General features: G+C 51.0%; 34 protein-coding genes and 1 pseudogene. 33 read left to right on the forward strand and 2 right to left on the reverse strand.

From position 1 onward, the window contains the following. Positions 1 to 96 precede the first annotated feature (96 nt). Genes ICA20_RS10535 through ICA20_RS10550 form a run of 4 tightly spaced genes read left to right on the forward strand, consistent with a single transcriptional unit; the run spans position 97 to position 2,324 of the window. A complete protein-coding gene (locus ICA20_RS10535; RefSeq protein WP_038641358.1) occupies positions 97 to 297 on the forward strand; it encodes a hypothetical protein in 201 nt (66 codons plus the stop codon). Between the two features lie 2 nt (positions 298 to 299). Continuing rightward, positions 300 to 659 (forward strand): RusA family crossover junction endodeoxyribonuclease, encoded by a 360-nt coding sequence (locus ICA20_RS10540; protein WP_038641357.1) that lies wholly within the window; start codon positions 300 to 302, stop codon positions 657 to 659. Continuing rightward, the gene (locus ICA20_RS10545; RefSeq protein WP_038641355.1) at positions 656 to 1,696 is read left to right on the forward strand and encodes a DUF968 domain-containing protein; all 1,041 of its coding nucleotides are present in this window, start codon (positions 656 to 658) and stop codon (positions 1,694 to 1,696) included. The genes ICA20_RS10540 and ICA20_RS10545 overlap by 4 nt, the downstream gene beginning before the upstream one ends. A 13-nt stretch (positions 1,697 to 1,709) precedes the next feature. Further along, on the forward strand, positions 1,710 to 2,324 hold the full coding sequence (locus ICA20_RS10550; protein WP_038641354.1) for a hypothetical protein: 615 nt from the start codon (positions 1,710 to 1,712) through the stop codon (positions 2,322 to 2,324). A 754-nt stretch (positions 2,325 to 3,078) separates the two neighbouring features. Here the strand turns inward: ICA20_RS10550 and ICA20_RS10555 are convergent. Further along, a complete protein-coding gene (locus tag ICA20_RS10555; protein ID WP_050592505.1) occupies positions 3,079 to 3,453 on the reverse strand; it encodes a FlxA-like family protein in 375 nt (124 codons plus the stop codon). A 144-nt stretch (positions 3,454 to 3,597) separates the two neighbouring features. On the opposite strand from ICA20_RS10555, the gene ICA20_RS10560 reads away from it, so the two are divergent. From ICA20_RS10560 to ICA20_RS10600, 9 genes are all read left to right on the forward strand, one after another. Beyond that, positions 3,598 to 3,786, forward strand: coding sequence for a hypothetical protein (locus ICA20_RS10560; RefSeq protein WP_038641352.1), 189 nt, complete (start codon positions 3,598 to 3,600; stop codon positions 3,784 to 3,786). A 153-nt stretch (positions 3,787 to 3,939) separates the two neighbouring features. Further along, on the forward strand, positions 3,940 to 4,218 hold the full coding sequence (locus tag ICA20_RS10565; protein WP_003832349.1) for a phage holin: 279 nt from the start codon (positions 3,940 to 3,942) through the stop codon (positions 4,216 to 4,218). Beyond that, complete coding sequence (locus ICA20_RS10570) at positions 4,190 to 4,738, forward strand: lysozyme (RefSeq protein WP_038641350.1); 549 nt, start codon at positions 4,190 to 4,192, stop codon at positions 4,736 to 4,738. Before ICA20_RS10565 ends, ICA20_RS10570 begins: the two co-directional genes overlap by 29 nt. Then, on the forward strand, positions 4,735 to 5,262 hold the full coding sequence (locus tag ICA20_RS10575) for a DUF2514 domain-containing protein (protein WP_003841956.1): 528 nt from the start codon (positions 4,735 to 4,737) through the stop codon (positions 5,260 to 5,262). The genes ICA20_RS10570 and ICA20_RS10575 overlap by 4 nt, the downstream gene beginning before the upstream one ends. Before the next feature lie 375 nt (positions 5,263 to 5,637). After that, the gene (gene cspG / locus ICA20_RS10580; RefSeq protein ID WP_003841958.1) at positions 5,638 to 5,850 is read left to right on the forward strand and encodes a cold shock protein CspG; all 213 of its coding nucleotides are present in this window, start codon (positions 5,638 to 5,640) and stop codon (positions 5,848 to 5,850) included. A gap of 10 nt (positions 5,851 to 5,860) precedes the next feature. Next, the gene (locus tag ICA20_RS10585) at positions 5,861 to 6,049 is read left to right on the forward strand and encodes a cold-shock protein (RefSeq protein ID WP_072144007.1); all 189 of its coding nucleotides are present in this window, start codon (positions 5,861 to 5,863) and stop codon (positions 6,047 to 6,049) included. Positions 6,050 to 6,122: 73 nt separating this feature from the next. Then, positions 6,123 to 6,353: a hypothetical protein gene (locus ICA20_RS10590; RefSeq protein WP_032941334.1), complete on the forward strand. Its 231-nt coding sequence runs from the start codon at positions 6,123 to 6,125 to the stop codon at positions 6,351 to 6,353. A 206-nt stretch (positions 6,354 to 6,559) separates the two neighbouring features. Then, entirely contained in the window at positions 6,560 to 6,733 is a 174-nt protein-coding gene (locus ICA20_RS10595; RefSeq protein ID WP_003841960.1) for an addiction module toxin, GnsA/GnsB family, read from the forward strand. Positions 6,734 to 7,002: 269 nt separating this feature from the next. Beyond that, on the forward strand, positions 7,003 to 7,365 hold the full coding sequence (locus tag ICA20_RS10600; RefSeq protein ID WP_003841963.1) for an HNH endonuclease signature motif containing protein: 363 nt from the start codon (positions 7,003 to 7,005) through the stop codon (positions 7,363 to 7,365). 135 nt (positions 7,366 to 7,500) lie between these two features. On the opposite strand, the gene ICA20_RS10605 is transcribed toward ICA20_RS10600, so the two are convergent. After that, entirely contained in the window at positions 7,501 to 8,016 is a 516-nt protein-coding gene (locus ICA20_RS10605; protein ID WP_003841965.1) for a hypothetical protein, read from the reverse strand. Positions 8,017 to 8,248: 232 nt separating this feature from the next. Here ICA20_RS10605 and ICA20_RS10610 point away from each other — a divergent pair, with 232 nt between their 5' ends. The 20 genes and pseudogenes from ICA20_RS10610 to ICA20_RS10705 all read left to right on the forward strand — a co-directional run bounded on the left by ICA20_RS10610 (position 8,249) and on the right by ICA20_RS10705 (position 26,344). Beyond that, positions 8,249 to 8,683, forward strand: a complete 435-nt coding sequence (locus ICA20_RS10610) for a phage terminase small subunit P27 family (protein ID WP_038641346.1) — start codon at positions 8,249 to 8,251, stop codon at positions 8,681 to 8,683. After that, positions 8,683 to 10,404, forward strand: coding sequence for a terminase TerL endonuclease subunit (locus ICA20_RS10615; RefSeq protein ID WP_038641344.1), 1,722 nt, complete (start codon positions 8,683 to 8,685; stop codon positions 10,402 to 10,404). The genes ICA20_RS10610 and ICA20_RS10615 overlap by 1 nt, the downstream gene beginning before the upstream one ends. Continuing rightward, positions 10,398 to 10,577, forward strand: a complete 180-nt coding sequence (locus ICA20_RS10620; protein WP_038641343.1) for a hypothetical protein — start codon at positions 10,398 to 10,400, stop codon at positions 10,575 to 10,577. Before ICA20_RS10615 ends, ICA20_RS10620 begins: the two co-directional genes overlap by 7 nt. Beyond that, positions 10,577 to 11,836, forward strand: coding sequence for a phage portal protein (locus ICA20_RS10625; RefSeq protein WP_038641341.1), 1,260 nt, complete (start codon positions 10,577 to 10,579; stop codon positions 11,834 to 11,836). The genes ICA20_RS10620 and ICA20_RS10625 overlap by 1 nt, the downstream gene beginning before the upstream one ends. Before the next feature lie 37 nt (positions 11,837 to 11,873). Then, the gene (locus ICA20_RS10630) at positions 11,874 to 12,794 is read left to right on the forward strand and encodes a S49 family peptidase (protein ID WP_038641339.1); all 921 of its coding nucleotides are present in this window, start codon (positions 11,874 to 11,876) and stop codon (positions 12,792 to 12,794) included. A 73-nt stretch (positions 12,795 to 12,867) separates the two neighbouring features. Next, positions 12,868 to 14,184, forward strand: a complete 1,317-nt coding sequence (locus ICA20_RS10635; RefSeq protein ID WP_051594524.1) for a phage major capsid protein — start codon at positions 12,868 to 12,870, stop codon at positions 14,182 to 14,184. A gap of 57 nt (positions 14,185 to 14,241) precedes the next feature. Continuing rightward, positions 14,242 to 14,619: a hypothetical protein gene (locus tag ICA20_RS10640; RefSeq protein WP_038641337.1), complete on the forward strand. Its 378-nt coding sequence runs from the start codon at positions 14,242 to 14,244 to the stop codon at positions 14,617 to 14,619. Next, entirely contained in the window at positions 14,600 to 14,917 is a 318-nt protein-coding gene (locus tag ICA20_RS10645) for a head-tail connector protein (protein ID WP_003832371.1), read from the forward strand. The genes ICA20_RS10640 and ICA20_RS10645 overlap by 20 nt, the downstream gene beginning before the upstream one ends. After that, on the forward strand, positions 14,914 to 15,264 hold the full coding sequence (locus ICA20_RS10650; RefSeq protein ID WP_003832373.1) for a phage head closure protein: 351 nt from the start codon (positions 14,914 to 14,916) through the stop codon (positions 15,262 to 15,264). The genes ICA20_RS10645 and ICA20_RS10650 overlap by 4 nt, the downstream gene beginning before the upstream one ends. Further along, positions 15,233 to 15,622: a hypothetical protein gene (locus ICA20_RS10655; protein WP_038641335.1), complete on the forward strand. Its 390-nt coding sequence runs from the start codon at positions 15,233 to 15,235 to the stop codon at positions 15,620 to 15,622. Before ICA20_RS10650 ends, ICA20_RS10655 begins: the two co-directional genes overlap by 32 nt. Beyond that, positions 15,619 to 16,020, forward strand: a complete 402-nt coding sequence (locus tag ICA20_RS10660) for an HK97-gp10 family putative phage morphogenesis protein (protein ID WP_038641333.1) — start codon at positions 15,619 to 15,621, stop codon at positions 16,018 to 16,020. Before ICA20_RS10655 ends, ICA20_RS10660 begins: the two co-directional genes overlap by 4 nt. Before the next feature lie 33 nt (positions 16,021 to 16,053). Next, positions 16,054 to 16,536, forward strand: a complete 483-nt coding sequence (locus ICA20_RS10665) for a major tail shaft subunit (protein ID WP_038641331.1) — start codon at positions 16,054 to 16,056, stop codon at positions 16,534 to 16,536. A 61-nt stretch (positions 16,537 to 16,597) separates the two neighbouring features. Further along, on the forward strand, positions 16,598 to 16,960 hold the full coding sequence (locus ICA20_RS10670) for a phage tail protein (RefSeq protein WP_038641329.1): 363 nt from the start codon (positions 16,598 to 16,600) through the stop codon (positions 16,958 to 16,960). Between the two features lie 14 nt (positions 16,961 to 16,974). Then, complete coding sequence (locus tag ICA20_RS10675; protein WP_230592241.1) at positions 16,975 to 17,211, forward strand: hypothetical protein; 237 nt, start codon at positions 16,975 to 16,977, stop codon at positions 17,209 to 17,211. Then, positions 17,211 to 20,513, forward strand: a pseudogene (locus tag ICA20_RS10680) (phage tail tape measure protein). Before ICA20_RS10675 ends, ICA20_RS10680 begins: the two are co-directional and overlap by 1 nt. A gap of 33 nt (positions 20,514 to 20,546) precedes the next feature. Then, on the forward strand, positions 20,547 to 20,846 hold the full coding sequence (locus tag ICA20_RS10685) for a phage tail protein (RefSeq protein WP_051594523.1): 300 nt from the start codon (positions 20,547 to 20,549) through the stop codon (positions 20,844 to 20,846). An 8-nt stretch (positions 20,847 to 20,854) separates the two neighbouring features. Further along, positions 20,855 to 21,550 (forward strand): phage minor tail protein L, encoded by a 696-nt coding sequence (locus ICA20_RS10690; protein WP_038641325.1) that lies wholly within the window; start codon positions 20,855 to 20,857, stop codon positions 21,548 to 21,550. A gap of 11 nt (positions 21,551 to 21,561) precedes the next feature. Then, positions 21,562 to 22,296, forward strand: a complete 735-nt coding sequence (locus ICA20_RS10695) for a C40 family peptidase (RefSeq protein WP_038641323.1) — start codon at positions 21,562 to 21,564, stop codon at positions 22,294 to 22,296. After that, complete coding sequence (locus tag ICA20_RS10700; protein WP_071888148.1) at positions 22,194 to 22,814, forward strand: tail assembly protein; 621 nt, start codon at positions 22,194 to 22,196, stop codon at positions 22,812 to 22,814. The genes ICA20_RS10695 and ICA20_RS10700 overlap by 103 nt, the downstream gene beginning before the upstream one ends. Before the next feature lie 128 nt (positions 22,815 to 22,942). Next, positions 22,943 to 26,344, forward strand: a complete 3,402-nt coding sequence (locus tag ICA20_RS10705; RefSeq protein ID WP_149282294.1) for a host specificity protein J — start codon at positions 22,943 to 22,945, stop codon at positions 26,342 to 26,344. Positions 26,345 to 26,357: the final 13 nt, after the last annotated feature.

Raw genomic sequence — 26,357 nt, forward strand, 5'->3', positions numbered from 1 at the left:
GAAAAGCCCCATGGCGCAAGATCAATTCAAGCAATCCCTCATACTGACGTTAACCAACGCCAGCGATTTTCTTTTTGCCGCATCCAGAGGTGCGTTATGAAGAAAAGCTGGTTTCAACATACACATCTCACCACTGAGCAGGCTGACGAACTGGAAGCCAGCTATAAAGCAAAGCAGATTAAGACCGAGCGTAGTCTGGATAATGACTTTATTCACTGGACGATCAGCGCGTTCTTGCCGGAAGCATCTAAGCCTCCTCGCCAGGACAGAACCTGGCAACAGCGGATCTGGAGGTGAATGTGAAAGTCTACGATATCACCCCAATGGGCAAGCCCCGAATGACGCGCGCTGACAAATGGAAAAAGCGTCCTGAGGTTCTGCGTTACCGGGCTTTCTGTGATGAAGTTCGTCTGCAGGGTGTTGAGCTGCCGGAAAGCGGTTCGCATGTCACCTTTATGCTTCCGATGCCAGCGAGCTGGAGCAAAAAGAAACGAGCTGAGTTAAACGGTAAACCACATCAGGCTAAACCTGATTTCGACAATATGGTGAAAGCCCTGATGGATGCCATTTACGAAGATGATGCTCACATCTGGGATTCACGCGTCACTAAATTATGGGGAGAGAAGGGACAAATAATTATCGGGGAGATTGCAGAATGAGGGCGCTGCTGAAGCCGGTGGTTGCGCGTGAGCTTGGAATTGTACTGCTCAAACCGGGCAGTGAGCTGATGTCATTATTCAGTTGTGAACGTGTGCTGGTGGAAAGCCAGCCGGCAAGCATGGAAAGGTTGCCTGCTGGCCGTGTTCCTGACGTTCGCCAGCCGCTGGCCAGTGACGAGTCCCTGTGGCCGTTCTTCCTGGATGAAAAAGTTATAAAGGCTGCTGGTGGTTTTAGTGGTCTTGATTACTGGCTTCTGCGTTATGGCGGTAGCTGCTGCCAGTGGCCACACAGCGATTACCATTATCACGAGCTAACCACTCTGCGTCATGAACCTGGATCGGTTCTCCTGTGTGGACATTGTGATAACCATTTGCGTGACCACTACAGCGAACAACTTTCAGAGCTGGCGAGACGTAATGTTATTAACTGGATTATTAACAGCATAATGGTGGCGCTGAATCTGGACCCTTCCAGAGAACTGTCGCTGGCGGAGCTTTGCTGGTGGGCTGTTCGTATGGGTGCTACCGACGCAATTCCCGAATCAGCAGCCAGCCGGGCGCTTCGTATTCCTTCGGAAGAACATCAGTCAGTCATGCGTGAATGCGATATCGAACCGGGTGTAACCGCCACCAGCATCATTACAGCCAGAGCCAACGCAGTAACCGTGAACATGCCACCAGCGCAAGTTCCAGCGATTAAACCCGTAGTCGGTGTCCTGGTAGATCCCGAGTCCCCGCAAACCTATATGAAACGTCCGAAGAGGATCCGTTGGGCGAACCCCAGATATCTTGCATGGATTAAAACACAGCCCTGCGAATGCTGCGGCAAACCATCCGACGACCCACACCATTTAATTGGCTGGGGGCAGGGAGGGATGGCAACGAAGGCGCATGATATTTTCGCGATCCCTTTATGTCGTCAGTGCCATACAGAACTACATAACGACCCGGTGAAGTTTGAGCAAAAATTTGTTCCTCAGCCGGTAATGATAATCAGAGTGCTGGACCGGGCTTATGGGCTTGGCGTTCTGGCGTAAGGAGAAGAACAGGATGACACCACGTCAACGCCGCAATCATTTTGAAGCACTTGGTAAAGCAGCTGCTGCGCCGCGTAAAAGCTGGCTGGGTAAATGTATCCTTCTTACGGGGATCCAGTCCGGATGGATTAAATCCTTGCTCACTACCTGGGGGGAAGGTGTGGGAGGAAAAACAGCACCACGTATGCCGCGAGGACACGCGTGCTGGAATGTGCTTAAGGGACGGAACTGGTCAGATAAGGCGTTAGAACGCTTCACCGCAGCGTTGAATCAGGCTCGTGAAGAGGGATTCCGTGGACAGCAGGCGATGAACAGGGCACATAGCATTCTCTGGCCACAGTCAACTGCCAGTGTGATTGATGAAGCTTTGCATAATGATGATGTCGATTTTGTTGAACAATGCGTACTGCAGGCACTGGATATAAACGATCCGGTTTATGTCGTTGGTCTTCAGTATTACACCACCCGAAAAAAAATCTCAGACATAACCCGCGAACTGCAGGCGATTGCGCCATGGTTAACCGACGGGGAGGCGAGAAAACGCGTGCGATGGTGCCTGGAAATATTCAGAGCAAAAACATTCCTTGCGGTTCGTAACCAGATGAGAGCTGGGTTAGAGGATGGTTGATCATACTAAAAGAGCAACTGAGCGGGAGACTGATGAGTCAGTAATCCGAAACAAAAAACCCGGTTAGTAGCCGGGGTAGCTGGTTATTAGCAACGATTCTGTTAAAACCGCTCATAAATCTCAATACAGATAATAGCCACAGAATAGAAGGGCCATAGAAAGGAGGTTATCAACGTATCAGCCAGGTCAAACTCGAGGCCGTGTACTCGATCCCCACGAACTAACAAAGCAAACATTGCGATGAAGCCCGCGATATATATGGCCAAGTAGTGATAAAGGCTTATGATAATTCCATTTATTAGGTTTGGCCCTGAGTCTACGTGCGATAACCACACAATTAAAATTGGTATTACAGATCGATTTTCATTTATCGATCGTCCAAAACGATCGTTTTGTAACGAATATCTCATTTGTTGAGTGATATTTGTACAAAACGTTGATGGAAATTAGCTATAAGTGCTTTGTGATGTAAAAACGTTTGAAAACGGGCCAACAAAGTGAATAATTAATTCATGCTTGGCAGAGCTGCGCCACGATGGCAGCGACGAAAAGCGAACAATTTGAATATAACGAGAACCCCGCCAGCGCGGGGTTTTTGCTTTCCGGCGATACGACAGGGGTATTCGCGAGGTGCATTGCACCAGTACCCCTGTCATATCGCCGAGCTGAAATCGTTAACTTGAAAACAAGTTCTCACAATGCTCCAATGCTTTTTCGTTTCTAGCTCAGAGGAAAAATGAGAGGGGGGCAACTGCTAAACGTAGACATCAATATTTTTAGTATTATTCCCTGCAACGTTCGAACTTGATTTGTCACTTACCGTAGGTAATGCTCCCGATGCCATTTGGTTTTTTTCTGCTTCTTGTTTTTGTAATTGAGCAATTTTTGCATATATAGACTCGATTTGCCTTTGAATCATCTCCATCTGCTGTTTAAGCAGTTTTGCCTCATCTTCGGAGGTTACTTCATTTATTTTTGAACCCATGGCGCTGAGTTCTTTTGTCAACTCACCAATTTGTTTTTTCAGGTTTTGAATTTGTTGTGAAACAGAGTTGCCAGTACTTGAAGGTGCTTGTTTTACTGTGCTTTGCAGTATGTCCTGACCCAAAGTGCTAACTGTCATGCTCATGGTGGTTCCTCCGGCCTTACATTTATTACCCATTATCGTCATCTTTCGAAATTACTTTATTAGCAAAGGTTAAGTTGTGGCTTCCTGCACCACAGCATTATTTGTGCTGCTCTATACTATCTGCTGAGTATCGCGGAGGAGTTTATGAAAGAAGGGTATTACTGGATTCAGCATGTCGGAGTTGTACAGGTAGCGTACTACACGAATGACACTGTTGATGATCTGGAATCGGGTAAAACAATCACAGGTGTCTGGCATCTGACCAGAGGCGATGACATTTGCCATAATGGTGAAGCAGAGGTGTTAGTAGGTCCTCTTACTCCACCAATGTAAACAATCTATTTTACTTAGGGGCTGCCACATGGCGGCCTTTTTCATTTCAGGCTCACGGGAATCATCCGCTACGTGCTTTGTTAATAAATCCAGCCCGTGTAGCCTGACCCTTTAATCACACAAAGCGCCATCCGAAAAATCGGAGGTGAGGCTATGACCAGAATGAGCACCATTTACAGCAGACTTTCATATGGAACAGGCACCACGCTGACCGGCTGCGGTGTATCAGCGAAGGCATATGCCGAAACTGCAAAAACAGCAAAAGAGGTGTCCTGGATGTTGGCCGACAGAATTGCAGGGTTAAGCCTGAGCGACTGGGCAATTATTGTCGGGATCGCATGCACTGTTATCACCTGTGCTGTGAACTGGTATTACAGGAAAAAGGAAAGGGAGGACCGGCTTAATGGCAATGTCACAAAAGCTGAAGAATAAACTGAGTGCAGCGGTCGTTGGTTTGATTCTCGCCGGGGCTTCCGCTCCTGTGATTCTCGATCAGTTTCTTAATGAGAAAGAGGGTAATAGCCTTACGGCATATCGCGACGGTGGCGGACTCTGGACCATTTGCCGTGGCGCCACGATGGTTGATGGTAAGCCGGTAGTTCAGGGCATGAAGCTGTCTGCTGAGAAATGCGCCCAGGTGAACGCCATAGAACGCGACAAGGCGCTGGCGTGGGTAGAGAAAAATATCCAAGTCCCGCTGAGTGAACCTCAGAAAGCGGGTATCGCTTCTTTCTGCCCTTATAACATCGGTCCCGGAAAATGCTTCCCTTCCACTTTCTACAAACGGATCAATGCTGGCGACCGAAAAGGAGCCTGTGAAGCGATCCGCTGGTGGATTAAAGACGGCGGACGCGATTGTCGCCTGACAAAAGGTCAGAAAAATGGCTGTTACGGTCAGGTAGAGCGACGGGATCAAGAAAGTGCGCTGACGTGCTGGGGGATAGACCAGTGAATAAAATATTTGCTGTGTTGCTGCTGGTGGCCGGTGCGTTTCTTGCCGGAAGCGTCTGGAGCGACCGTGGCTGGCAGAAGAAATGGGCGGAACGCGACAGCGCTGAATCCTCTCAGGAAGCTAATGTCCAAATTGTCGCCCGCATTATTGAACAGGGGCGAATTATTGCCCGTGATGAGGCCGTTAAAGATGCACAAGCACAAGCCGCTAAAGCAGCTGCTACTGCTGCTAGTCTGTCTGTTACTGTTAGCCAGTTGCGCAACGAAGCAACCAAACTTGCCATCCACCTGGACGCCGCAAAGCACACCGCAAATATTGCCGCTTCCGCCAGAAGCAAAACAGCCGGAGCCGACGCCACAATGCTTGCCGACATGCTCGGAAGTATTGCAGCAGAAGCTAAATATTATGCTGAGATTGCTGACGACCGCTTCAATGCCGGATTGACTTGTGAAAGCATTTATGGGGCCATAAGGAATACTAATAGTGGACCGCATAGAAATATGCTGAATAAAGCGAAAAATTAAGAGGTTAGTACTTTTTATAGGTACTACATTTGAATTGTCCAATGAATGAAATACGACTCATCCGTGAGTCAAAAATCCCTGACAACTTAGGGTGATAGATAAAGGTCTTAAGCAGCATGGCATAATTTTCAATTTTAGCCATTTAAAATAATTTTTATGTTCAAAATCATGGGTGATTTACTTACAAAACTAAACCTTGCTATGTTTGGTTAATCATGCGTTAATGAATCTCTGGTTTGTTACGAATTTATCTGAAGCAGTCACTGTAATAATTTTATTTCTTGTTCCTGTTGAGATTTCCTTGTTAGCTTTTCTCTCTGATAATTTTTTTTCGGACCATTCTGCCCAAGGGCTCACTCAATTAAGGTAATTATTATGTCTAATAAAATGACTGGTTTAGTTAAATGGTTCAATCCTGAAAAAGGTTTTGGGTTTATCACCCCTAAAGATGGCAGTAAAGATGTGTTTGTACACTTCTCTGCTATCCAGAGCAATGATTTCAAGACACTGAATGAGAATCAGGAAGTAGAATTTAGTGTTGAACAGGGACCTAAAGGCCCCTCAGCAGTTAATGTCGTGGCTGTATAAGGGTACTGTTATTACTAACAATATTCACTTCAGATGCCCGTGTTGTCACGGTTCTCAGTACAGAACGTCAAGCTTTGATGTTACTGAAAAAAATCCTTTCGGAGCAAAATGTATTTTTTGCAAATCAACAATGATAACATTTGATAATGTTGCACTATACATTCGTTCTAGTCAGACTTCGTTAGATTTTAGAAAATAAATTTCAGGCTCCTTATGGAGCCTTTTTTGTATGCTTAACCGTTCATTTATGTAAGAACCATCACGGTATAATTATGAAAAAAGTAATTGTTTTTTTTAACTCCGAACCAGCAGTAGTTGTATCCGTAATGAAGGGTATTACAACGATAATGCGTGAGTTTCCTAATGGGGAAAAAGCTCATCTACCCGTGATGTCTGCGGGATTTCCATCTCTGACAGGAGACCATAAAATAGTTTATGTAGCCTCCGATCGTGATGTCAGTTCCGAAGAGATTCTCGAAGCAGCATCGAAGCTTTTGAAATGATATCTGATGGTTTCGTTATCGACCCAGATTTCAGCTCAGCGGTTTGTGTGGTTTGTGAGCTATTATTGTATGAGGATTGTACTGCAACCTCTTGATTATTGGGTCTTTCCATTCTATCTTTTAAGCATGTCAGCGCTTTTAAAAGTGCTCCATGGGGAATGTAACATGCCTGGCGTGGATATGTTAGAGATCAAGAGAGGTAAACAATGAACGTTGAAGATTTAAAAAGAAAAACTGAAGCGGATATTTCTGAATTCATTACGAAAAAAATTATTGAACTCAAAAAAAAGACAGGAAAAGAAGTTTCCGACATCCAGTTTACTGCCCGTGAAAAAATGACTGGGCTTGAAAGCTATGATATTAAAATTACATTAATTTAATAGTTATAAGACTCAATTCGAGTGAAAAAGCATTACCTTTCAAGGTAATGCTTTTTTATTTCTGTCATAAAATTAAGAACGTTGTCAAAGCCTTCGCTTCTATGCATAGATTTTCTGCCTTCCTTTTAACGGGGCCTTCTGGCGAGCTCGGCTGTAACGGGCGACAATCGCAGAGGCTCTTTCTATTTATGAAAAAATTCAGCTAACGACCGTTTCCGTTTTCTTTCCTCATACTAAAAAATTTGTATCTAATAAACAGGATTATACCGATGCCAGCACGCGCTAAACGCCCATGCCGACACAAAGGGTGTGCGGCAATCACCAATGATGTCAGCGGATATTGTGACCAACACCGACAGCAGCATGCTGGTGACGGCTGGCGGAGTTATCAGGCAGGAAAGAGCAGACAAGAACGTGGTTATGGGCGGTCCTGGGAAATCATACGGGAGCGTATCCTACAGCGTGATCAATTCCTGTGTCAGAACCATCGCCGGCAGAAGATAGCGAAGAAAGCGACCAGCGTTGACCACATAATCCCAAAAGCTCATGGCGGTACTGATGACGATTCCAACCTTGAGTCGTTGTGCTGGGAATGCCACAGAGCAAAGACAGCAAGAGAACGTATTCGATGATAATATTCACTGCTGTAATGCATAAGAACAGTTTCTACATTCATGCAGATACCCGGAAGGAATTTTGGGTGTTTTTAAGTAAAACACTGGGATGGGGCAAATTTGAGTTAATTCGCCCCTCTGACGAGTTTAGCCCTACTGGAGGGTTGTTTGAATTAGTCGAAGTGCGTTCGGCAGATTCAGAACCCCCTGAGTCAGTAACTGTAGGGTCAAATGTTTTATGGCGTCTCCCGGAAGCTCTCGGAGTTTTGAAATCAATCCCTTCTTCTGATCTTCAGATATATTTGCGACACGGATTATATCCTCAAGGGCAACAATCGTGTCATTGTGTAACCGAACGGTTTGAACCTTAAGGATCGCACTTAAGCCGCCATCATCAAGAAGAAAATCAATTCCTTTCTCTGTAATGTTGCAGTATGGGGCGTTGAAAATAAAATCAACGCCAGCCATGGTTTCGCTGCGTACGAAGGGTGTAGAAACAAGACTATGCATTTCAAGATATAGCATGCACGCCACAAAGTGATCATAGTTATCAAACTTCTCAATGAGGTCTCGCTCCTGTGCCTTGTTTAAAGAGTTGGGAGCACAATCTATAAGAGCGTTGAGGATCTCAAGTTGTAAGGCTCTATCATATTTTCTAGTTTTATCCATTTCTTAGACTCCATCGTTTATTTATTGAGATTAACTGAAGACACTATGCTGAACATCCTGATGGATGACCAGTATCTGCTTTTGCATGCTTTCTTGCTGTCATCTTCAAGGGGGAGGGGGGATCAAATCCCTGCCCCCTTTCGCGCTTCAGGACTGCCGCCTGAAGGCCATTTTTGCACGTCATAAATAAGGATCTTTTTTCCGGTAGGTTTCACCTATTAAAAGAGGAGTTATGGCTGGTGGAATTCGATCGTCTGGAGGGGGGAGAAAACCCATCTTACCCACCGGGCAAAAAAGTAAATTAACCCGAATTGCACCTCCTGCAGAGTTAATGGGGGAGGCTGCTATAAGAATGTGGAAGACCCAGAGCAAAATCCTGATCGAAAGAGGCGTATTTGAACTTGAAGATGCCCCCTTACTTTTAGCCTACTGCAATGCCTTCCATCTCATGCTTGAAGCTGAAAAATTACTGGCTTCAGGGCTGACAACTGAAAGTGAAATGGGAGGATTAAAAAAACATCCTGCAGTTAACGTCCGAAATGATTCAGTTTCCCAGATTGCCCGTCTGGGCTCACTTCTGGGGTTAGATCCGCTCAGCCGTATCAGAATGACCAGTGGCAGAAATGCTCCTGACGATGACGGGAATGAATTTGATGAGTTTGACTGATGGCTACATATCCGAACGTCAATGCAGCGAACCAGTATGCAAGAGATGTTGTTGGCGGGAAGATCCTTGCTTGTCAGTTAACTGTGCTTGCCTGTCAACGGCACCTTGATGATTTGGAACGTGCGAAGGATCCTGCCTGGCCTTACCGGTTTGATAAAAACAAGGCCGAGCGATTTTTGCGCTTTGCTCAGAAGATGCCTCATACGGCTGGTGAATGGGCCAGGAAGAAACTACGCATAGAATTTGAGCCCTGGCAAAAGTTTGCTCTTGGTGTGCCATTTGGTTGGGTTAATAAGAAGTCCGGATTCCGCCGTTTTTCTGAAATATATATTGAGGTTCCCAGGAAAAATGGGAAGTCTGCAATTGCAGCTGCCGTTGGTAATTATATGTTTTGCGCTGATGGAGAACATGGTGCAGAAGTGTACTGTGGCGCCACTACAGAAAAACAGGCCTGGAAAGTCTTCTCTCCCGCTTTACAAATGGTAAAAAAACTCCCTGCATTGCGACAAAAATACTCAGTCAAACCCTGGGCAAAGAAAATGACCCGTCCGGATGGCTCTGTTTTTGCGCCAGTCATCGGCGATCCTGGTGACGGCGATTCCCCTTCATGTGCAATTATTGATGAATATCACGAGCACCAAACAGATACTCTTTATACGACTATGACAACAGGAATGGGGGCAAGGGAACAACCTATCACTCTGATCATTACAACTGCGGGTTATGACATTACTTCTCCGTGTTATGAGAAACGTGCTCAGGTGGTGGAAATTCTACGCCGGAATCGGGTGGGAGAAGAAAACGAAACGATTTTCGGTATTATTTACGGTCTTGATGATGATGACGACTGGACAAAACCTGAAGCATTAATCAAAGCAAATCCAAACTTTGGCATTTCCGTAAAAGAACACTTCCTGCGCGCAAAGCAATTGCTTGGAATATCTAACCCCAGCCAGACGAACAAAATTCTTACCAAGCATTTTAACCGGTGGGTAAGTGCCAAGACGGTTTTCTATGATCTGCAAAAATGGATGGCTGCAGCGGACAATAGTCTCAAGTTGTCTGATTTCGCCGATGAAGATTGCTGGTTGGGGATAGATCTTGCGTCCAAGGTTGACCTGAATGCGGTCGTACCAGTATTCAGACGGGAAGTGGATGGTATTACGCATTTCTACTGTGTAAGTCCGATGTTCTGGGTGCCTGAAGATACGGTTTACTCACCAGATCCCACATTGAAAACCACTTCTGACCGCTATCAGTCATTTGTTAAACAAGAGGTTCTGATACCGACAGAAGGTGCGGAAGTGGACTATCGGCTTATTTTTGAGTCAATCCTTCAATTACGTCAGCGTGTAAAAATCGTTCAGTGTCCTATTGATCCTTACGGTGCAACATCATTACGACACATGCTTGAAGAGGAGGGGCTGGAGCCAGTTGAGATCAGGCAAAACTTCACCAACATGAGTGACCCTATGCGTGAAATTGAGGCCGCGCTGGCATCAGGACGTTTTCATCATGACGGCAACCCTATCATGAACTGGTGCATCCAGAATGTTATTGGGCGTTATTTGCCTGGAAGCGATGATATTGTCCGCCCCGGCAAGGAGGGGAAGCAAAATAAAATTGATGGTGCTGTAGGATTACTTATGGGGATCGGACGGGCCATGCTGAACAGTACAGTAAGTAAATCGGCTTATGATGAGGAAGATATTACATGTTAATCACAGTCCTGAGTTTTATTCTCGGCCTCGTTGGAGTCGGCTTATTGTCGACCGGTGCCTGGCTTATTTCACCCTCCGTCGGCTTTATTACTGGCGGTTTGATTTGTCTGCTGTGGTCGTTTTTAATTGCGAGATCCTTATCTACAGGATTTCACAAACCAGGGGGTGAGTAATGTTTATCCCCCAGATGTTTCGGGGTAAATCGCGATCAGGAAGTGGATTCTGGGAAACCATGCTGGGAGGAGTGAGTTCGAGTCAGAGTAAGGCTGGGATAATCATAACTCCTGAAACTGCGATGGCATTATCAGCTGTTCGGGCATGTGTAACTCTTCTGGCTGAATCTGTAGCGCAACTGCCGTGTGAGCTTTACAGACGAGGTGCTAACGGAGCCCGTAAGCGAGCTACTGACCACCCCGTTTATGATCTTGTACATTCCCAGCCTAATAAAAAGGACACCTCTTTCGAGTATTTTGAGCAACAACAGGGCTTGTTAGGGCTGGAGGGCAATTGTTACTCGATTATCGACAGGGACGGGAAAGGTTTCCCGAGGGAATTAATCCCGGTTAATCCCAAAAAAGTCATCGTCCTGAAAGGGCCAGACGGGATGCCCTATTATGAACTCCCCGAAATTGGCGAAACGTTGCCAATGCGCATGATTCATCATGTGAAAGTATTTTCGCTCGACGGTTATATCGGCAGTTCTCCAATCCAGACAAATGCGGATGTACTTGGGTTAAACCTGGCTGTGGAGGAACATGCTGCTCAGGTTTTTCGTCGAGGTACGACGATGAGCGGTGTTATTGAGCGTCCAAAAGAAGCTGCGACAATCAAAAACCAGGATGCAATAGACAGACTGCTGGCAAAGTGGACGGACAGGTATTCCGGCGTCAGGAACGCATTCTCTGTTGCATTGCTTCAGGAAGGGATGAGCTACAAACAGCTATCTCAGGATAATGAGAAAGCGCAGCTGTTACAGTCCCGTCAATGGGGCGTGGAGGAAGTGTGCCGGCTCTATAAAATCCCGCCTCATATGGTGCAGATGCTGGCGAAAGCCACAAATAACAACATTGAGCACCAGGGGCTGCAGTTTGTGATGTACACGCTGTTGGCCTGGCTGAAGCGTCATGAAGGCGCATTAATGCGCGATCTGCTTTTACCCAGCGAGCGCGGTGATCTGTACATTGAATTCAATGTTTCTGGCCTGCTGCGCGGGGATCAGAAGTCACGCTATGAATCTTATGCCTTAGCCCGCCAGTGGGGCTGGTTATCGGTTAACGACATTCGCCGCATGGAGAACCTTCCACCTATCGCCGGAGGGGATAAATACCTGACGCCTCTGAATATGGTCGACAGTAAACAAATCTTACCTGGCAATAACGAGCCAACAGCTAAACAACTGGCAGAAATCGAAACTATTCTGGCCAGAGCCTGATTATCCCCCGCGCTGCGGGCTGACCTGGTATATTCTCATGACAACAAAATTAATTAATCTGCCGCATCTGGCAGAGATGGTCTTTGGCGTTCCTCATTACGCTACACAACAGACGATGGACGCCGTGAAGGCGGTATTGCTTCCCCGTATTCAGGGAACTGTGACGGATCCGGTCATTACGATGGCGCTAAATCCGGATGATTCGCCATCCCCGGAAGAGCTTCAGCCAGCCAGTGGTATTGCTGTGATACCTGTTCACGGGATACTGGTCCCCCGGCGAGGGCAAATTACAGCGATGTGTACCGAACTGACAAGCTATGAGCGAATCCGCAGCCAGCTGCATTCGGCATTAAATGACCCATCCATCAGTGAAATCGTTTTGGATATTAATTCCGGCGGCGGTTTAGCATCTGGGTGCAAAGAGCTGGCTGATTATATTTATCAGTCGCGAGAAACGAAACCGATCACCGCTATTGTGAACTTTAATGCCTTCTCTGCCGCGTATTTTATCGCGTCGGCCTGCAGCAAGATTGTCGCCAGTCAGACCAGTGGCGTTGGCTCTATCGGGGTGATCATGGAGCACCTTGATACGTCAAAGCTGGAAGAGATCATGGGCGTAAAATTTACTGCACTCTACCGGGGAGATAACAAGAATAATGGCACGTCACATGCCGCGTTGAGTGAATCGGCTCTGACGATGTTCAACAAAATGCTCGACGATATGTACGAGACATTTATCTCCTCTGTTGCTGAGTACCGTGGCCTTAAACAGCAGTCCGTAATCGATACCCAGGCGGGACTTTACTTCGGCGCTGATGCCATTTCTGCTGGTCTTGCTGATGAAGTTTCGGATCCTCAGTCCGCGATTAATGCCATTGCGGCAAAGTACAAACAACCTCAACAAACCACTTCCATAAAGTTGCAGGCAGCCGCGATGGACCTGCAAACCAGAATGTAACCCGGCGCTAACGCGTCATTACCAGAAAGCAGCCAACAGGCTGCTTTTTTTATGCCAAAAAGAGAGAAAAAACATGGATCATATTGAAGAATTGCGTCGTGAACGTGCGGGTATTAATCAGAAGGTTCAGGTACTGGCGGCAGTAGAAACTGGTGGCGGTACGCTGACAGCGGAGCAGTTAACCGAATTTGCCAGCCTGCAGCAGCAGTTCACGGATATCAGCGCCAAGATTGAGCGTCTGGAAGCGGCTGAACGTGCTGCAGCGCTTGTCGCCAAACCGGTTAAAGCCACACAGCAGGCTCCTGGTATCAGCATTAAGGCAGAGCCAAAGCAATATACCGGCGCAGGCATGACCCGTCTGGTGATGTCGATTGCGGCAGCACAGGGTAACGTTCAGGACGCTGCAAAATTTGCAGCTGAAGAACTGAATGACCAGTCTGTCTCGATGGCCATCAACACTGCCGCCGCGTCAGGTGGCGTTCTTATTCCGCAAAACCTGCACAGCGAGGTGATCGAACTGCTGCGCGATCGCACTATCGTTCGTAAGCTGGGCGCGCGCTCCATTCCGCTGCCGAACGGCAATATGGCGCTGCCGCGTCTGGCCGGTGGTGCGACGGCGAGCTACACCGGGGAAGGCAAGGATGCGAAAGTATCAGAAGCCCGCTTTGATGATGTGAAACTCACTGCGAAAACCATGATTGCGATGGTGCCAATCTCCAACCAGCTGATTGGTCGTGCTGGCTACAACGTAGAGCAGCTGGTCCTGCAGGATATTCTGACCGCGATTTCTGTTCGTGAAGATAAAGCCTTTATGCGCGATGACGGTACTGGTGATACGCCTGTCGGTATGAAAGCGCGGGCAACTGAGTGGAACCGCCTGCTGCCGTGGGAAGCTGCTGCAGAGGTTAATCTGCAGACGATTGATACCTATCTCGACAGCATCATCCTGATGGCTATGGACGGTAACAGCAACATGATCAGCTGCGGCTGGGGTATGTCGAACCGTACCTACATGAAACTATTCGGTCTGCGCGACGGTAATGGTAACAAGGTCTACCCGGAAATGGCGCAGGGAATCCTGAAGGGATTTCAGATTCAGCGTACCAGCGCTATCCCGGCAAACCTCGGTGACGCAGGCAAAGAGTCGGAAATTTACTTCGCTGACTTTAATGATGTGGTTATCGGTGAAGACGGCAACATGAAGGTGTCGTTCTCGCAGGAAGCCTCCTACCAGGACGGGGATGGCAATCTGGTTTCCGCGTTCTCCCGTAACCAGTCGTTGATCCGCGTGGTGGCGGAGCACGATATCGGCTTCCGTCATCCGGAAGGTCTTGTTCTCGGGACAAAAGTGCGGTCCTGCACGCTGTGCGACCACGGTCGCACAGCGTAAAAGCACGTAATTCCCCAGGCCCGCAGCAGCGGGGTTTTTCTTTTCAGGAGCAAAACGATGACGACGAAAGCGGCAAAAGCAGCGGCAGCGGCGGCTGCATCCGGTGATGTGAAAAAGCCGGATGAACTGACGCCGGAAAATACAGTGGACGGGGATGGTGGTCAGAATACTGCAGCGGGTTCAGGTGATACAGGTGTTGATCTGACCGGAAGTGAAACAAACGGGGCCACGGGCCTGACGGGAGCAGAAGTGGCGCGGAAAGCGGTTTTTTTCCTGGGACCCTATCATCGTTATTCACGCGGTGATACGGCCTGTTTTGATGCTGAGTACGCAGAGAAACTGGTTGAACGCCATATTGCGGTATGGCCAGAAGATGCGGAAAAGGCGCTGAGTCCCCGCAAGGGAGCCGATGACCATGATACTGACATTGGATGATGTGAAAACCCAGCTCCGTCTGGAGCCGGATTTCACGGAGCATGACGACATGCTCACTAAAATGGTGGCGGCAGCGCAGAAGAGTATTGAGCGTGACTACTACTGCAAACTGGTGGGAAGCGATGACGAACTGCAGGCGCTGCCGGAAGGGGTACGCGGTTTTGTGGCGGATGAAGATATCCAGCTGGCCATGCAGTATCTGGTCGGGGATGCGTATCTGAATGGTTTCACTGGTCAGTGGCTGGAGACGGCTGCGGTCCGGCACCTTCTTTTCCCGTTGCAGGAGAACACGGTATGAGCCTGAAGCCGGAAGAAATGACCTGCCGTCTTTCGATTGGGTATATGCAATCCGGCCGGGGGCCGCTGGGTGAACATCTGCCGGAACAACTGGTCGCGACCGGGAAAGCCTGGGCGAAGCGCGAGCTGGTATCGGGCAGAAAGGTCCGCACACTGGATCAACAGCAGGTTGTTGAAACGTGTCTTTTTACCACTCATCCGAACCTGAATATTGATATCGACTGGAAAATAACGACGTCTGACCGGGTTTATACCGTTCGTAACGTCGAACGTCTTGCGGACCGCATCATCATCACAGGGGAGGCAGACGCACGTCATGATCGAGCTGGCATTAAAGACAGCACTTGAACGCCTGAGCGGGCTGGATGTTTATCCTCTGCTCCTGCCTGATGAGCTGCAGGAGGGGATTACTTACCAGTGTATTTCCGATCCGGAGCTGTACGCCGGACTGTTGCGCACAGGTCTGATTGCGGGCCGCTTCCAGATAGCGATTCATCTGCTTAATGACTACACCCGCCTGTTACAGCTGGATAAGAAAATTAGCGCGGAATGGACCGCTATCGTGCATGGCCAGCTGGAGGGTTTTCCCGTGCAGAATGTGGTCCGTGGTGGAATACAGCAGAGTAAAACGGTGCTGACCAGCGGCAATATTCAGTACCGGCTCGTGCGGGATTTTACCTTTCACTACCGGGACGCCTCACCATGATCACTATGGACGTAAAAGGGCTGGACGAGCTGGAGCGGCAGCTTACTGCGCTCGGTGAAAAGGTCGGCACGAAGGTGTTACGTGATGCAGGGCGTGAGGCGCTGAAAGTGGTGGAAGAAGACATGAAGCAACATGCCGGCTTCGACGAGGCGTCCTCTGCAGAGCATATGCGTGATTCCATCAAAATTCGCTCTTCCACCCGGAAAGGTCGCGGAAATACGGTGGTAATCCTTCGGGTTGGCCCCAGCAAAAAGCATTACATGAAAGCGCTGGCCCAGGAGTTCGGGACGGTTAAACAGGTTGCCGATCCGTTCATCCGTCCGGCACTGGATTACAACGTCCAGAAGGTTCTGCGCATTCTGACCGTAGAAATCCGCAATGGCATTCAGAACAGGTAGCAACCGCTGCCCACTATTTAAGAGAGAATCATTATGGCTGATGAAAATAACACGCCAAAATCATCCCCTGAGTACGCAATGCTTCCTGCCGGGACGGTGGTGAAGTTTGGCGAAGTAAACGCCGCCGTGGCGGCACTCAAACCCCTGATTAACTGTAAGGCGCTGGGCGCGACAGGTCAGACGGGAGGATTTGTCGACTGTACCACCCTGCTGGACAAGAGTAAGCAGTCAATATCCGACCTTCCGGAAGGGCCGGAGAAATCGCTGGGATTCATTGACGACCCGGGAAACGAGGATTTCACCGCGTTCCTCAATGCTGCAGAGCAGCGTAAGACCGTTCAGTTTTATATTGAGCTGCCGAACAAACGAACGGCCTCAATGATCCTCGCGCTTTCAGGCTGGCAGATGAACGAAATCACAGCGCCTGCCAGTGAAGTTATCCAGATTACAGTGCAGGGTAAGCAAAACAACATTAAATGGGGGATCGCCGCCCCGGCGCCAGATGCCGGAGCGTAATCCGTTTCCCGTAACACACCGCCTCCGGGCGTTTTTTTTCGTCTGAAAAACAGGATACACCATGTCTGAATTTAGCCTCTCCGCACTGAAAAATGCACTGCTCAAAACGAAATCCACGCCTACTGAAACTGAAATTTTAGGCACAAAGGTTTACCTGCGTCGGCTGACGGCGGCTGAGCTTATTGATCATGAAGATGCACTCATCGAGGCGCAGGCCTCTGGCAATGCCCGCATGGCGTCTGAGCTGAGCGTACAGATTGTTATCGACAGTCTGGTTCAACCTGACGGCTCGCCGATTAAAGCCAAAGACAAACCCACGGCGAAGGAGCTGCTGGCGGCACACGATAACGTTGTGCTTCTGGATGCCATCGACAAAGTGAAAAAGCACGCCATCGGTAAGCTGGAAACCGCCGAAAAAAACTGAGTGACTCGCCCTGGTTGGAGCTGATTTTCTGGCTGGCCGACCGCTGGGGCGAGCCTGACCCGTCAAAAATTGCGGCGCTTCCGGCTGACACGCTTTTCCACTGGCGTGCTTTCTTCCTCAAACAGGGCATTTTCAAAAAGCCTTCGCCAGAAGGTTCTGACAATAACCCGCCCCCTGTTAAATCCACCACCGCCGCTGTGAATCCGAGTCTGGATGCGCAGTGTGCGGCAGTCATGAAGGTATTAATGTAATGGGTGACGTTGCCTCTCTTGCCGTTGGGCTGCATCTGAATGCAGCGAACTTTAAATCGCAGCTGATGAGCGCCTACGGCAGCGCTGAGAGTCAGTCACGCCAGTTTAACCGCAATGCCCGGGCTGATGCGAAAAAGACGGAGGATGCCTATAAGCGTGTTTCTGCTTCGGTATCAGGGCTGGCTGGCAGGCTGGCAGGTTTTGCCGGGGCGGGGTTATCGCTGGGCACCATTATCAGCACCACGCGGCAGTACAGCCAGTCGTTGTCGGATTTGCAGGCTATCACCGGTGCCACCAGTGCGCAGATGAAACTGTACGATCAGGCGGCGCAGGAAATGGGCCGCTCAACGGAATACAGCGCATCACAGGCCGCCGAGGCCATTAAACTGATGGCTTCGGCAAAGCCTGAACTGCTGAGTACCTCTGCGGGGCTGACAGCGGCGACCAAAAGCGCGTTAACGCTGGCCCAGGCGGCAGGGACGACGCTTCCGGATGCCACCCGAACGCTGGCCCTGTCATTAAACCAGTTTGGGGCGGGAGCCAGTGAAGCGAACCTGTATATCAACGTGCTGGCTGCTGGCGCGAAATTTGGCTCATCGGAGATAGCCGATACTGCTGCCGCGATTAAAAATGGCGGGGTAGCAGCGGCACAGGCTGGCGTGGGTTTTGAAACCCTCAATGCCGCCATACAGGTACTGGCAGAGCGCGAAGTGAAAGGTGGCGAAGCCGGGACCGCGCTGCGTAACGTGATCCTGAATCTGGAGAAGGGAACCGATAAGACCCTGAAGCCTTCTGTTGTCGGGCTGAGCCAGGCGCTGGAGAACCTGGCGGGAAAAAACCTGTCAACCAGGCAGGCCGTGAAGCTGTTCGGGGTGGAAAACCTCAGCGCGGCATCTATCCTGGTTCAGAACCGCGAGAAGGTGGAGTCGCTGACTGCCGCCCTGACCGGTACGCAGACCGCGCATGAGCAGGCCGAAATCAGGGTAAATAACCTGAACGGCGATCTTCTCAGCCTGACTTCTGCTTTTGAAGGTCTGATTATTAAGGTAGGACAGAGCGGAAACGGCCCGCTGCGCAGTGGTGTTCAGACCGTTACCGATGCCATTAATGGCCTGACGGATAATTTTAATACGGTCGCCAACGTTGCGCTGTATACACTGATTCCTGTTCTGGCGACAAAACTGACGGCAGGTATCAGGGGGAACATCGGTGCCTGGGTTGAGCAGCAGCAGGCAGTCAGGGCCAGCGCGATGGCGCAGGCCGATATGGCGCGAAAAACGCTGGAAAGTACCGCCGCTACGCTGGCACAGAATAACGCAGAATTCGGGCGTTATCGGGAAATGGAGAAAAGCGCCAGACAATTTGGCCTTAACGTGAGTTACCAGAGCGAGTTTAACCGCTTAATCCGCCAGGAAACCGAGCAGACACTGCTTTCCACCCAGGCATAGAGCCAGCTGAATGCTGCCAATAAACAGCTTTCCGTTTCAGCCCGCGCGGCCTCTGCAGCAGTAGGTATGGCCAGAGGGGCGCTGGCACTGGTGGGCGGTCCAGTGGGCGCAGCGATGCTGGCCGGTTCGGCGTTGCTCTATTTCCATAATCAGGCGAAAAATGCCCGTCAGTCAGCGATTGACCTGAAAAATGCTGTTGTTGAAACGAATGAAGAGCTAAAAAAACTGTCGCTTAACCAGCTCAACGTGAAGCAGTTGGACATTGATGAACAGTTTGAGAATCAGGTTATTCAGCGAAATAAACTGATTAAAGAAATTCAGGATGCGGAAAGCCGTATTGATGGATTGAGTGGCTTCGATCCGTTCGGACAACTTAAAGGCGTACAGAACGATAAAACCCGCTACAAAGGGGATCTGGATGCCGTTGAGCAGGGGTTAAAACTCCTCAAAGAACGGCAAAAAATTGTCAAAGAGGCCATAGAATACGCTAAATCAGGGAAAACCGATCCCACACCGAAGCCGGATAAACCAGGGAATGAAACAGGGAGTGATAAACCTGATACCCCCTGGACCGGGGAAGGCGGGGATACTGGTAAGGGGCAAAAGTCGAAGGTTAACCAGTATGAGCAACTGCGGCGTGAAATCGAAGCGGCGCATGCCTCCAGTCTCGGACGTATCAACCTGCAGGAGCAGGAAAGCGCCAGAAAACTTCTTGAAGCCGCCCGCGCTGACGGAGCCAGCGAGGCTGATATTCAGAAGACGCTGCTGCTGAATGCTGAAAACTATCAGAAACAGCGCCTCGAACTGGCAGAACAGTATGCGCCAGCCAGAGCAACTCTTACGAAAGAGCGCGAAGCGAGCCAGGAGCTGAAGTCGCTCCTGGATGCCCGTCTTCTGGATGAAAAGGAATACCAGACGGCCAGAATCACGCTGGCACAAAGTACGGCCCGCGAACTGTTACAGGCACAGGCAGCGGCAATGTCTGCCCCTCTGATTGATATCGCCGGGACGGTTGATCCGCTGGCAGAACTGCGCAATCAACTGGCCGAGCGTCAGTCACTGCTGCAGGCGTTTTACCAGAATGATGCAATCAACAAAGAGCAGTACGAACTGCTGAAGCAAAAGGCGGATAAAGATTCCGCTGATGCGCAGTACCAGACGGCGGTGGAGCTGTATAAGTCGCAGGGAAACCTGAACAGCCTCGCTATTGGCATGTTAGAGACCACCCAGGAGCGTTCCACCAACATGCTGACCGGCATGCTGGTAAACACCCAATCACTCCGGGACGGGATGAGTGGGTTATTTTCCTCCCTGACTCAGTCGGTGATTAAAAACCTTGTCGATATGGCAACGCAGGCGCTGATTACCAACACCATCCTGAAATCCATTATGGGCATCGGCGGCAGTCTTTTTGGCGGCGCAGCCAGCGCGAGTACCGGCACGGCCATCAGCAGTTTTGGCAGCAGTTTTAGTTTTAACGAGAAAGGCGGTGTTTATGATTCACCTTCATTAAGTGCCTACAGTAACGGCATCTATGACAGCCCGACCCTGTTTGCTTTTGCAAAGGGGGCAGGCGTGTTTGGTGAAGCAGGTCCGGAAGCCATTATGCCTCTGGCAAAAACGACTGACGGTACACTGGGTGTCAGGGCGCTGGGTGACCCGGGTTCCTCTGGTGGTGGTATGAATGGTGGGATTGTTTATTCACCTGAGTATCACATTACCATTCAGAATGACGGGCAAAACGGGCAGATAGGGCCGCAGGCATCGCAGATGCTGGTCAAAATGGTCGACACGCGTGTCATGAGTATCCTGAGAACTCAGGGCCGCGATGGCGGCATGCTGGCGGGAGGATAAGTGAAAACCTTTCATTGGGCACCCAGGGAGGGGATGCAGTCTTCTGTTTCCCCTTCGGTGACAACCATTAAATTTGGGGATGGCTATGAGCAACGTCGCCCGACCGGACTTAACCATCAGTTAATTAATTTCCAGCCTGTTTTCCGTATCACGTCGGTCAATTCCCGCACCGCACTTGAAGCGTTTCTGACCGAGCACGGAGGATATAAAGCCTTTTTGTGGCGACCGCCAAAATACAACCGCACGATTAAAGTTGTCTGCCGGGAATGGTCTGTTACGGACAACGTCACGTATTCTGATTTCAGCTGTAAATTTGAGCAGGTCATTGCTTAAGGATCCTTATGCAGGATATACCTCTGAACACCCTCAACGAAACCACGAAAACCGAGCAGTCGGCCCGCATTGATTTGTGGGAAATCGACCTGACGGCCTTTGGTGGCCAGCGTTACTATTTTTCAAATGAAGCGAACGAGAAGGGCGAGCCGGTCACCTGGCAGGGCCGGAAGTATGACGTTTACCCGATACAGGGAACCGGATTCGACCTGGTGGGGAAAGGAACTTCCGCCCGCCCGACGCTGGCAGTGTCGAACCTGTTTGGCATGGTTACGGGACTTGCGGCAGATATGCAGAGCCTCGTCGGGGCCACGGTGGTAAGGCATGTTGTATACGCCCGTTTTCTCGATGCGGTGAACTTTACAGGCGGCAACCCGGAGGCCGATCCGGAACAGGAAGTAGTCAGTCGCTGGAAGGTAGAACAGTTATCCGAACTGAAAGCCACCACGGCGACGTTTGTGCTGGCCACACCGACCGAAACGGACGGTAGCGTGTTTCCGGCGCGGATCATGCTGGCTGATGTCTGCAGCTGGACCTACCGTTCTGATGAGTGTGGCTATGCCGGTCCGCCTGTGGCGGACGAGTTTGACAAGCCCACGACAGACCCGGAAAAAGATGCCTGCAGCAAATGCCGTACTGGCTGCGAGCTGCGTAATAACCTGCCGCGCATCGGCTGTTTCCTCTCCATTAACCGTCTTTCCTGATGGATATACCCATGAAAAAAACACTCCTGGCGCATGCTGCTGCGTGTGCGCCCGCTGAATCGTGCGGCTGGGTGGTGAACACGTCTGCCGGGGAGCGGTATTTTCCCTGCCAGAATTTTTCCGCTGAATCGACCCTGTATTTCCGCATGGATCCGGCAGATTACCTTCAGGCGCAGGCGGCGGGCGATGTGGTGGCCCTGGTCCACAGCCATCCCGATGGCCTGCCGTTTCTCAGCGATGTTGATCGCCGCCTGCAGGTGCAGAGTGGCCTGCCGTGGTGGCTGGTCTGCGATGACCGGATATACAAATTTCGCTGCGTGCCGTTCCTCACAGGGCGGGCTTTTGAGCATGGCGTGGCTGACTGTTACACCCTGTTCCGTGATGCGTACCATCTGGCCGGTATTGAGATGCCGGATTTTGCGCGGGGGGAGGACTGGTGGAAGCAGGGAGATAATCTCTATCTGGATAATCTGGAGGCGACCGGTTTTTACCGCGTGAATGCCGCAGAGGTACAGCCCGGAGACATCCTGATTTGCTGTTTTGGTTCATCGGTTGCCAACCATGCCGCAATTTATTGTGGCGACGGCGAACTGTTGCACCATATTCCTGAACAGCTCAGTAAACGCGAGAGGTATACCGACAAATGGCAACGCCGCACACACTCGATATGGCGACACCGGGCATGGCACGAATCTGCCTTCACGGGGATTTACAACGATTTGGCCGCCGCTTCAGCCTCAGTATAAAAACGGGGGCCGAGGCCATTTACGCGCTGGCCATGCAGATACCGGGCTTCCGGCAGAAAATGAATGATGGCTGGTATCAGATACGCATCGCCGGTCAGGATGTGGATGAAACCAGCGTGTCAGCCCGTCTGCATGAGTCACTGCCGGACGGGGCCATTATTCATATTGTACCGCGTATGGCAGGGGCTGGAAAAGGTGGTCTGTTCCAGGTTGTGCTGGGTGCCGTGGCAATCGGCGCATCCTTTTTAACTGGCGGGGCAACTCTTGCTCTTTGGGGTAGCGCATTATCTGCCGGTGCTATTTCGGCATCCTCGGTCCTTTTTTCTATGGGGGTAGCCATGATGCTGGGCGGTGTGGCGCAGATGCTGACACCCCAGGCAAAAATACCCTCCTCCCGGCAGACCGACAACGGCAGACAGAACACCTATTTTTCGTCACTGGACAACATGGTGGCGCAGGGTAATGCCCTGCCGGTGTTATACGGTGAAATGCTGGTCGGTTCCCGCACGATCTCCTAGGAAATCAGCACACGGGATGAAGGTGGCGGGGGACAGGTGGTGATCATCGGTCGCTGACTTACTGCAGCATATTTGTATTTACACAGAACCGCCTCCGGGCGGTTTTGTCGTTTCAGAGGGAACAGATTATGGGTAAGGGTGGTGGCAGCAGTAAAACGCCGCATGAGGCTCCTGACGACCTGAAATCCAGTCAGATGCTGACGGTAGTTGATGCCATCTGCGAGGGACCGATTGAAGGTCCTGTGGACGGGCTAAAGAGTGTCAGAATTAACAAAACGCCGGTCCTCGACAGCGAAGGTAACGCGATGGTTCACGGTGTCACCGTGGTTTACCGCGTGGGGGAGGATGAGCAGACCGCGATGGAGGGGTTCGAAGACTCCGGTGCGGAAACCCTGCTGAGTGTGGAGGTGAAGAAGTCAGAGCCAGTGACCCGCACCATTACCACCAAAACGCTGGACCGTCTGCGCTTTACCTTTGGTGTGCAGTCGCTGGTCAGCACCAGTACCAAAGGTGACCGCAACCCGACCAGCGTACAGATGCTGATCCAGTTTCGCCGGGATGGCCAGTGGCAGGTGGAGCGGGATATCACCATTACGGGGAAAACGACCACGCAGTTTCTGGCATCTGTGGTGATTGATGATTTACCGCCCCGGCCGTTTGAAGTCCGCATGCTTCGCCTCACTGATGACAGCACGACAGACCTGCTGCAGAACAAAACGGTGTGGTCGGGCTATACCGAAATCATCGATGTGAAACAGTGCTACCCGAACACCGCCGTTATCGGGGTAAAAGTGGATGCGGAGCAGTTTGGCAGCCAGCAGGTCACGCGAAACTATCACCTGCGCGGGCGTATTGTGCCGGTGCCGTCGAATTACGATCCGTTAAAACGTACATATACCGGGATATGGGACGGTACTTTCAAACCGGCATATACGAACAATCCGGCCTGGTGTGTGCTGGATATGCTGACTCACCCGCGCTATGGCATGGGAAGCCGCATTGGTGTTGCCGATGTGGACAAGTGGGCGCTGTATGCCATTGCACAGTACTGCGATCAGCCTGTTCCTGACGGTTTCGGCGGGACGGAGCCGCGTATCACCTGCAATGCGTATCTGACGGACCAGCGCAAAGCGTGGGACGTGCTGGGGGACTTCTGTTCCCTGATGCGCTGTATGCCGGTCTGGAACGGCAGCACCCTGACGTTTGTGCAGGACCGGCCCGCCGATAAAGTCTGGACCTATACGCAGAGTAATGTGGTGATGCCCGCTGATGGTGCGCCGTTCATCTACAGCTTCAGCGCACTGAAAGAGCGCCACAATGCCGCCGAGGTCCGTTACACCGACCCGAACAACGGCTGGGAAACATCCACCGAACTGGTGGAAAACGACGCTGCCATCCGTCGCTACGGTCGCAACGTTCTGAAGATGGATGCGTTCGCCTGTACCAGCCGTGGGCAGGCGCACCGCGCAGGACTGTGGGCCATCACCAGCGAATTGCTGGAAACGCAGACGGTGGATTTTTCCGTAGGGGCTGAGGGGCTGCGACATGTTCCTGGCGATATCATTGAGGTCTGCGACAGTGATTATGCTGGCGTGACCGTGGGCGGACGCATTCTGTCGGTCGACAGCCTGACGCGCACGCTCACGCTGGACCGTGAGGTGGAGATACCGGCAGGCGGCAATGTGGTGCTGAACCTGGTGGGCAGCAATGGCCAGCCTGTTACCGTCGCAGTTACCGCACATCCGGCTCCGGACCGCGTGAGCGTCAGCCAGTTACCCGATGGCGTGGCGGAGTACAGCGTGTGGGGGCTGAAACTGCCGGACCTGCGCCAGCGGCTGTTTCGCTGTGTGGCCATACGGGAAAACGATGACGGCACGTATGCTATTACTGCCGTACAGCATGTTCCGGAGAAAGAAGCCATCGTGGATAACGGGGCGACGTTTGATCCGTTACCGGACACCGGTATCACGAATACGCCGCCTGCCGTGCAGCACCTGACCACAGAGATTCTGGCAGAGGAGGGGCAGTATCAGGCGCGGGCGCGATGGGATACCCCGCGTGTGGTGAAGGGGGTGAACTTTTCCCTGCGCCTGACGGTGAAAGCGGAAGATAACAGCGACCGTCTGGCCAGCAGCCTGACCCTGACCGAAACGGAGCATACTTTCCGTAACCTGACGCCGGGACGTTACACCCTGACGGTACGGGCGGTGAACAGCCAGGGCCAGCAGGGTGACCCTGCCAGCACGGATTTCAGCATCGCCGCGCCCGCAGTACCGTCTTATGTTGAGCTGACCCCCGGCTATTTCCAGATAACCGCCACCCCGTGCCAGGCAGTATATGACCCCACGGTGCAGTATGAATTCTGGTTTACAGATACGCAGATTGCCGATATCCGCCAGGTGGAAACCGATGCGCGTTATCTCGGCACCGCGCTGTACTGGATTGCAGCAAACGCGAATATTAAACCCGGCAAGGATTATTACTTCTATATCCGGGCCGTGAACCAGGTCGGAAAATCGGCGTTCGTGGAGGCTAAAGGGCAGGCCAGCAACGATGCGGCGGGTTATCTGGATTTCTTCAAAGGGAAAATCACCGAAAGCCACCTGGGTAAAGAGCTGCTGGAGAAGGTGGAGCTGACGGAAGACAACGCCAGCCGGCTGGATCAGTTTTCGGAAGAATGGCAGGACGCGAACGGCAAATGGAATGCCATGTGGGGTGTGAAGATAGAGCAGACCAAAGACGGGAAGCACTATGTGGCTGGTCTGGGCCTGAGCATGGAAGACACGGAAGAAGGGAAGGTAAGCCAGTTCCTGGTGGCCGCTGACCGTATCGCGTTTATCAATCCGGCGAATGGCAATGAAACTCCCGCCTTCGTGATGCAGGGTGACCAGATATTTATGAACGAGGTGTTCCTCAAGTATCTGACGGCTCCCACTATCACCAGCGGCGGGAACCCGCCGACCTTTATGCTGACACCTGACGGAAAACTGACTGCCCGTAATGCGGATATCAGCGGCCATATTAGTGCGAATTCTGGTGCTCTCAACAATGTGACGATTGAGGAAAACTGCACCATAAAGGGGACGCTCCGGGCCGAGCGTATTCTTGGGGATATTGTTAAGGCAGCGGGCAGGGAGTTTCCTTACTTCATAACCAGTAACGGTGAAAAACGGTACGCCAACGGGACACTGACAGTCGTGATTGAAGATGACCAGTCTTTTGACCGACAGGTTTCCATTCCTGGGATTACCTTTCAGGGTGCAGCGTATGACAGCCAGACCAGTAATGACGTATGGGATGACTGTACGCTGACTGTCAGGAAAAACGGGGTGGAGATATACAAGCAGACAAGCAGAGGTGTACCGGCCGTTTTTACGCGAACACTGGATATGCCTGCCGGGAGCGGACGGATGACGCTGAGTTTCAGCGTCAGTACACACGGTAACAGCAGCGGCTATCCATTTTCCCGAATCAGTGACCTGCTGGTTATTGTGACGAAAAAGTCATCAGCCGGGATAACAATAAGTTAATGACAGAAACCGC

The organism is Citrobacter sp. C5_2 (assembly GCF_014596845.2).
In the GTDB taxonomy this organism is placed as follows: Bacteria; Pseudomonadota; Gammaproteobacteria; order Enterobacterales; family Enterobacteriaceae; genus Citrobacter; species Citrobacter werkmanii.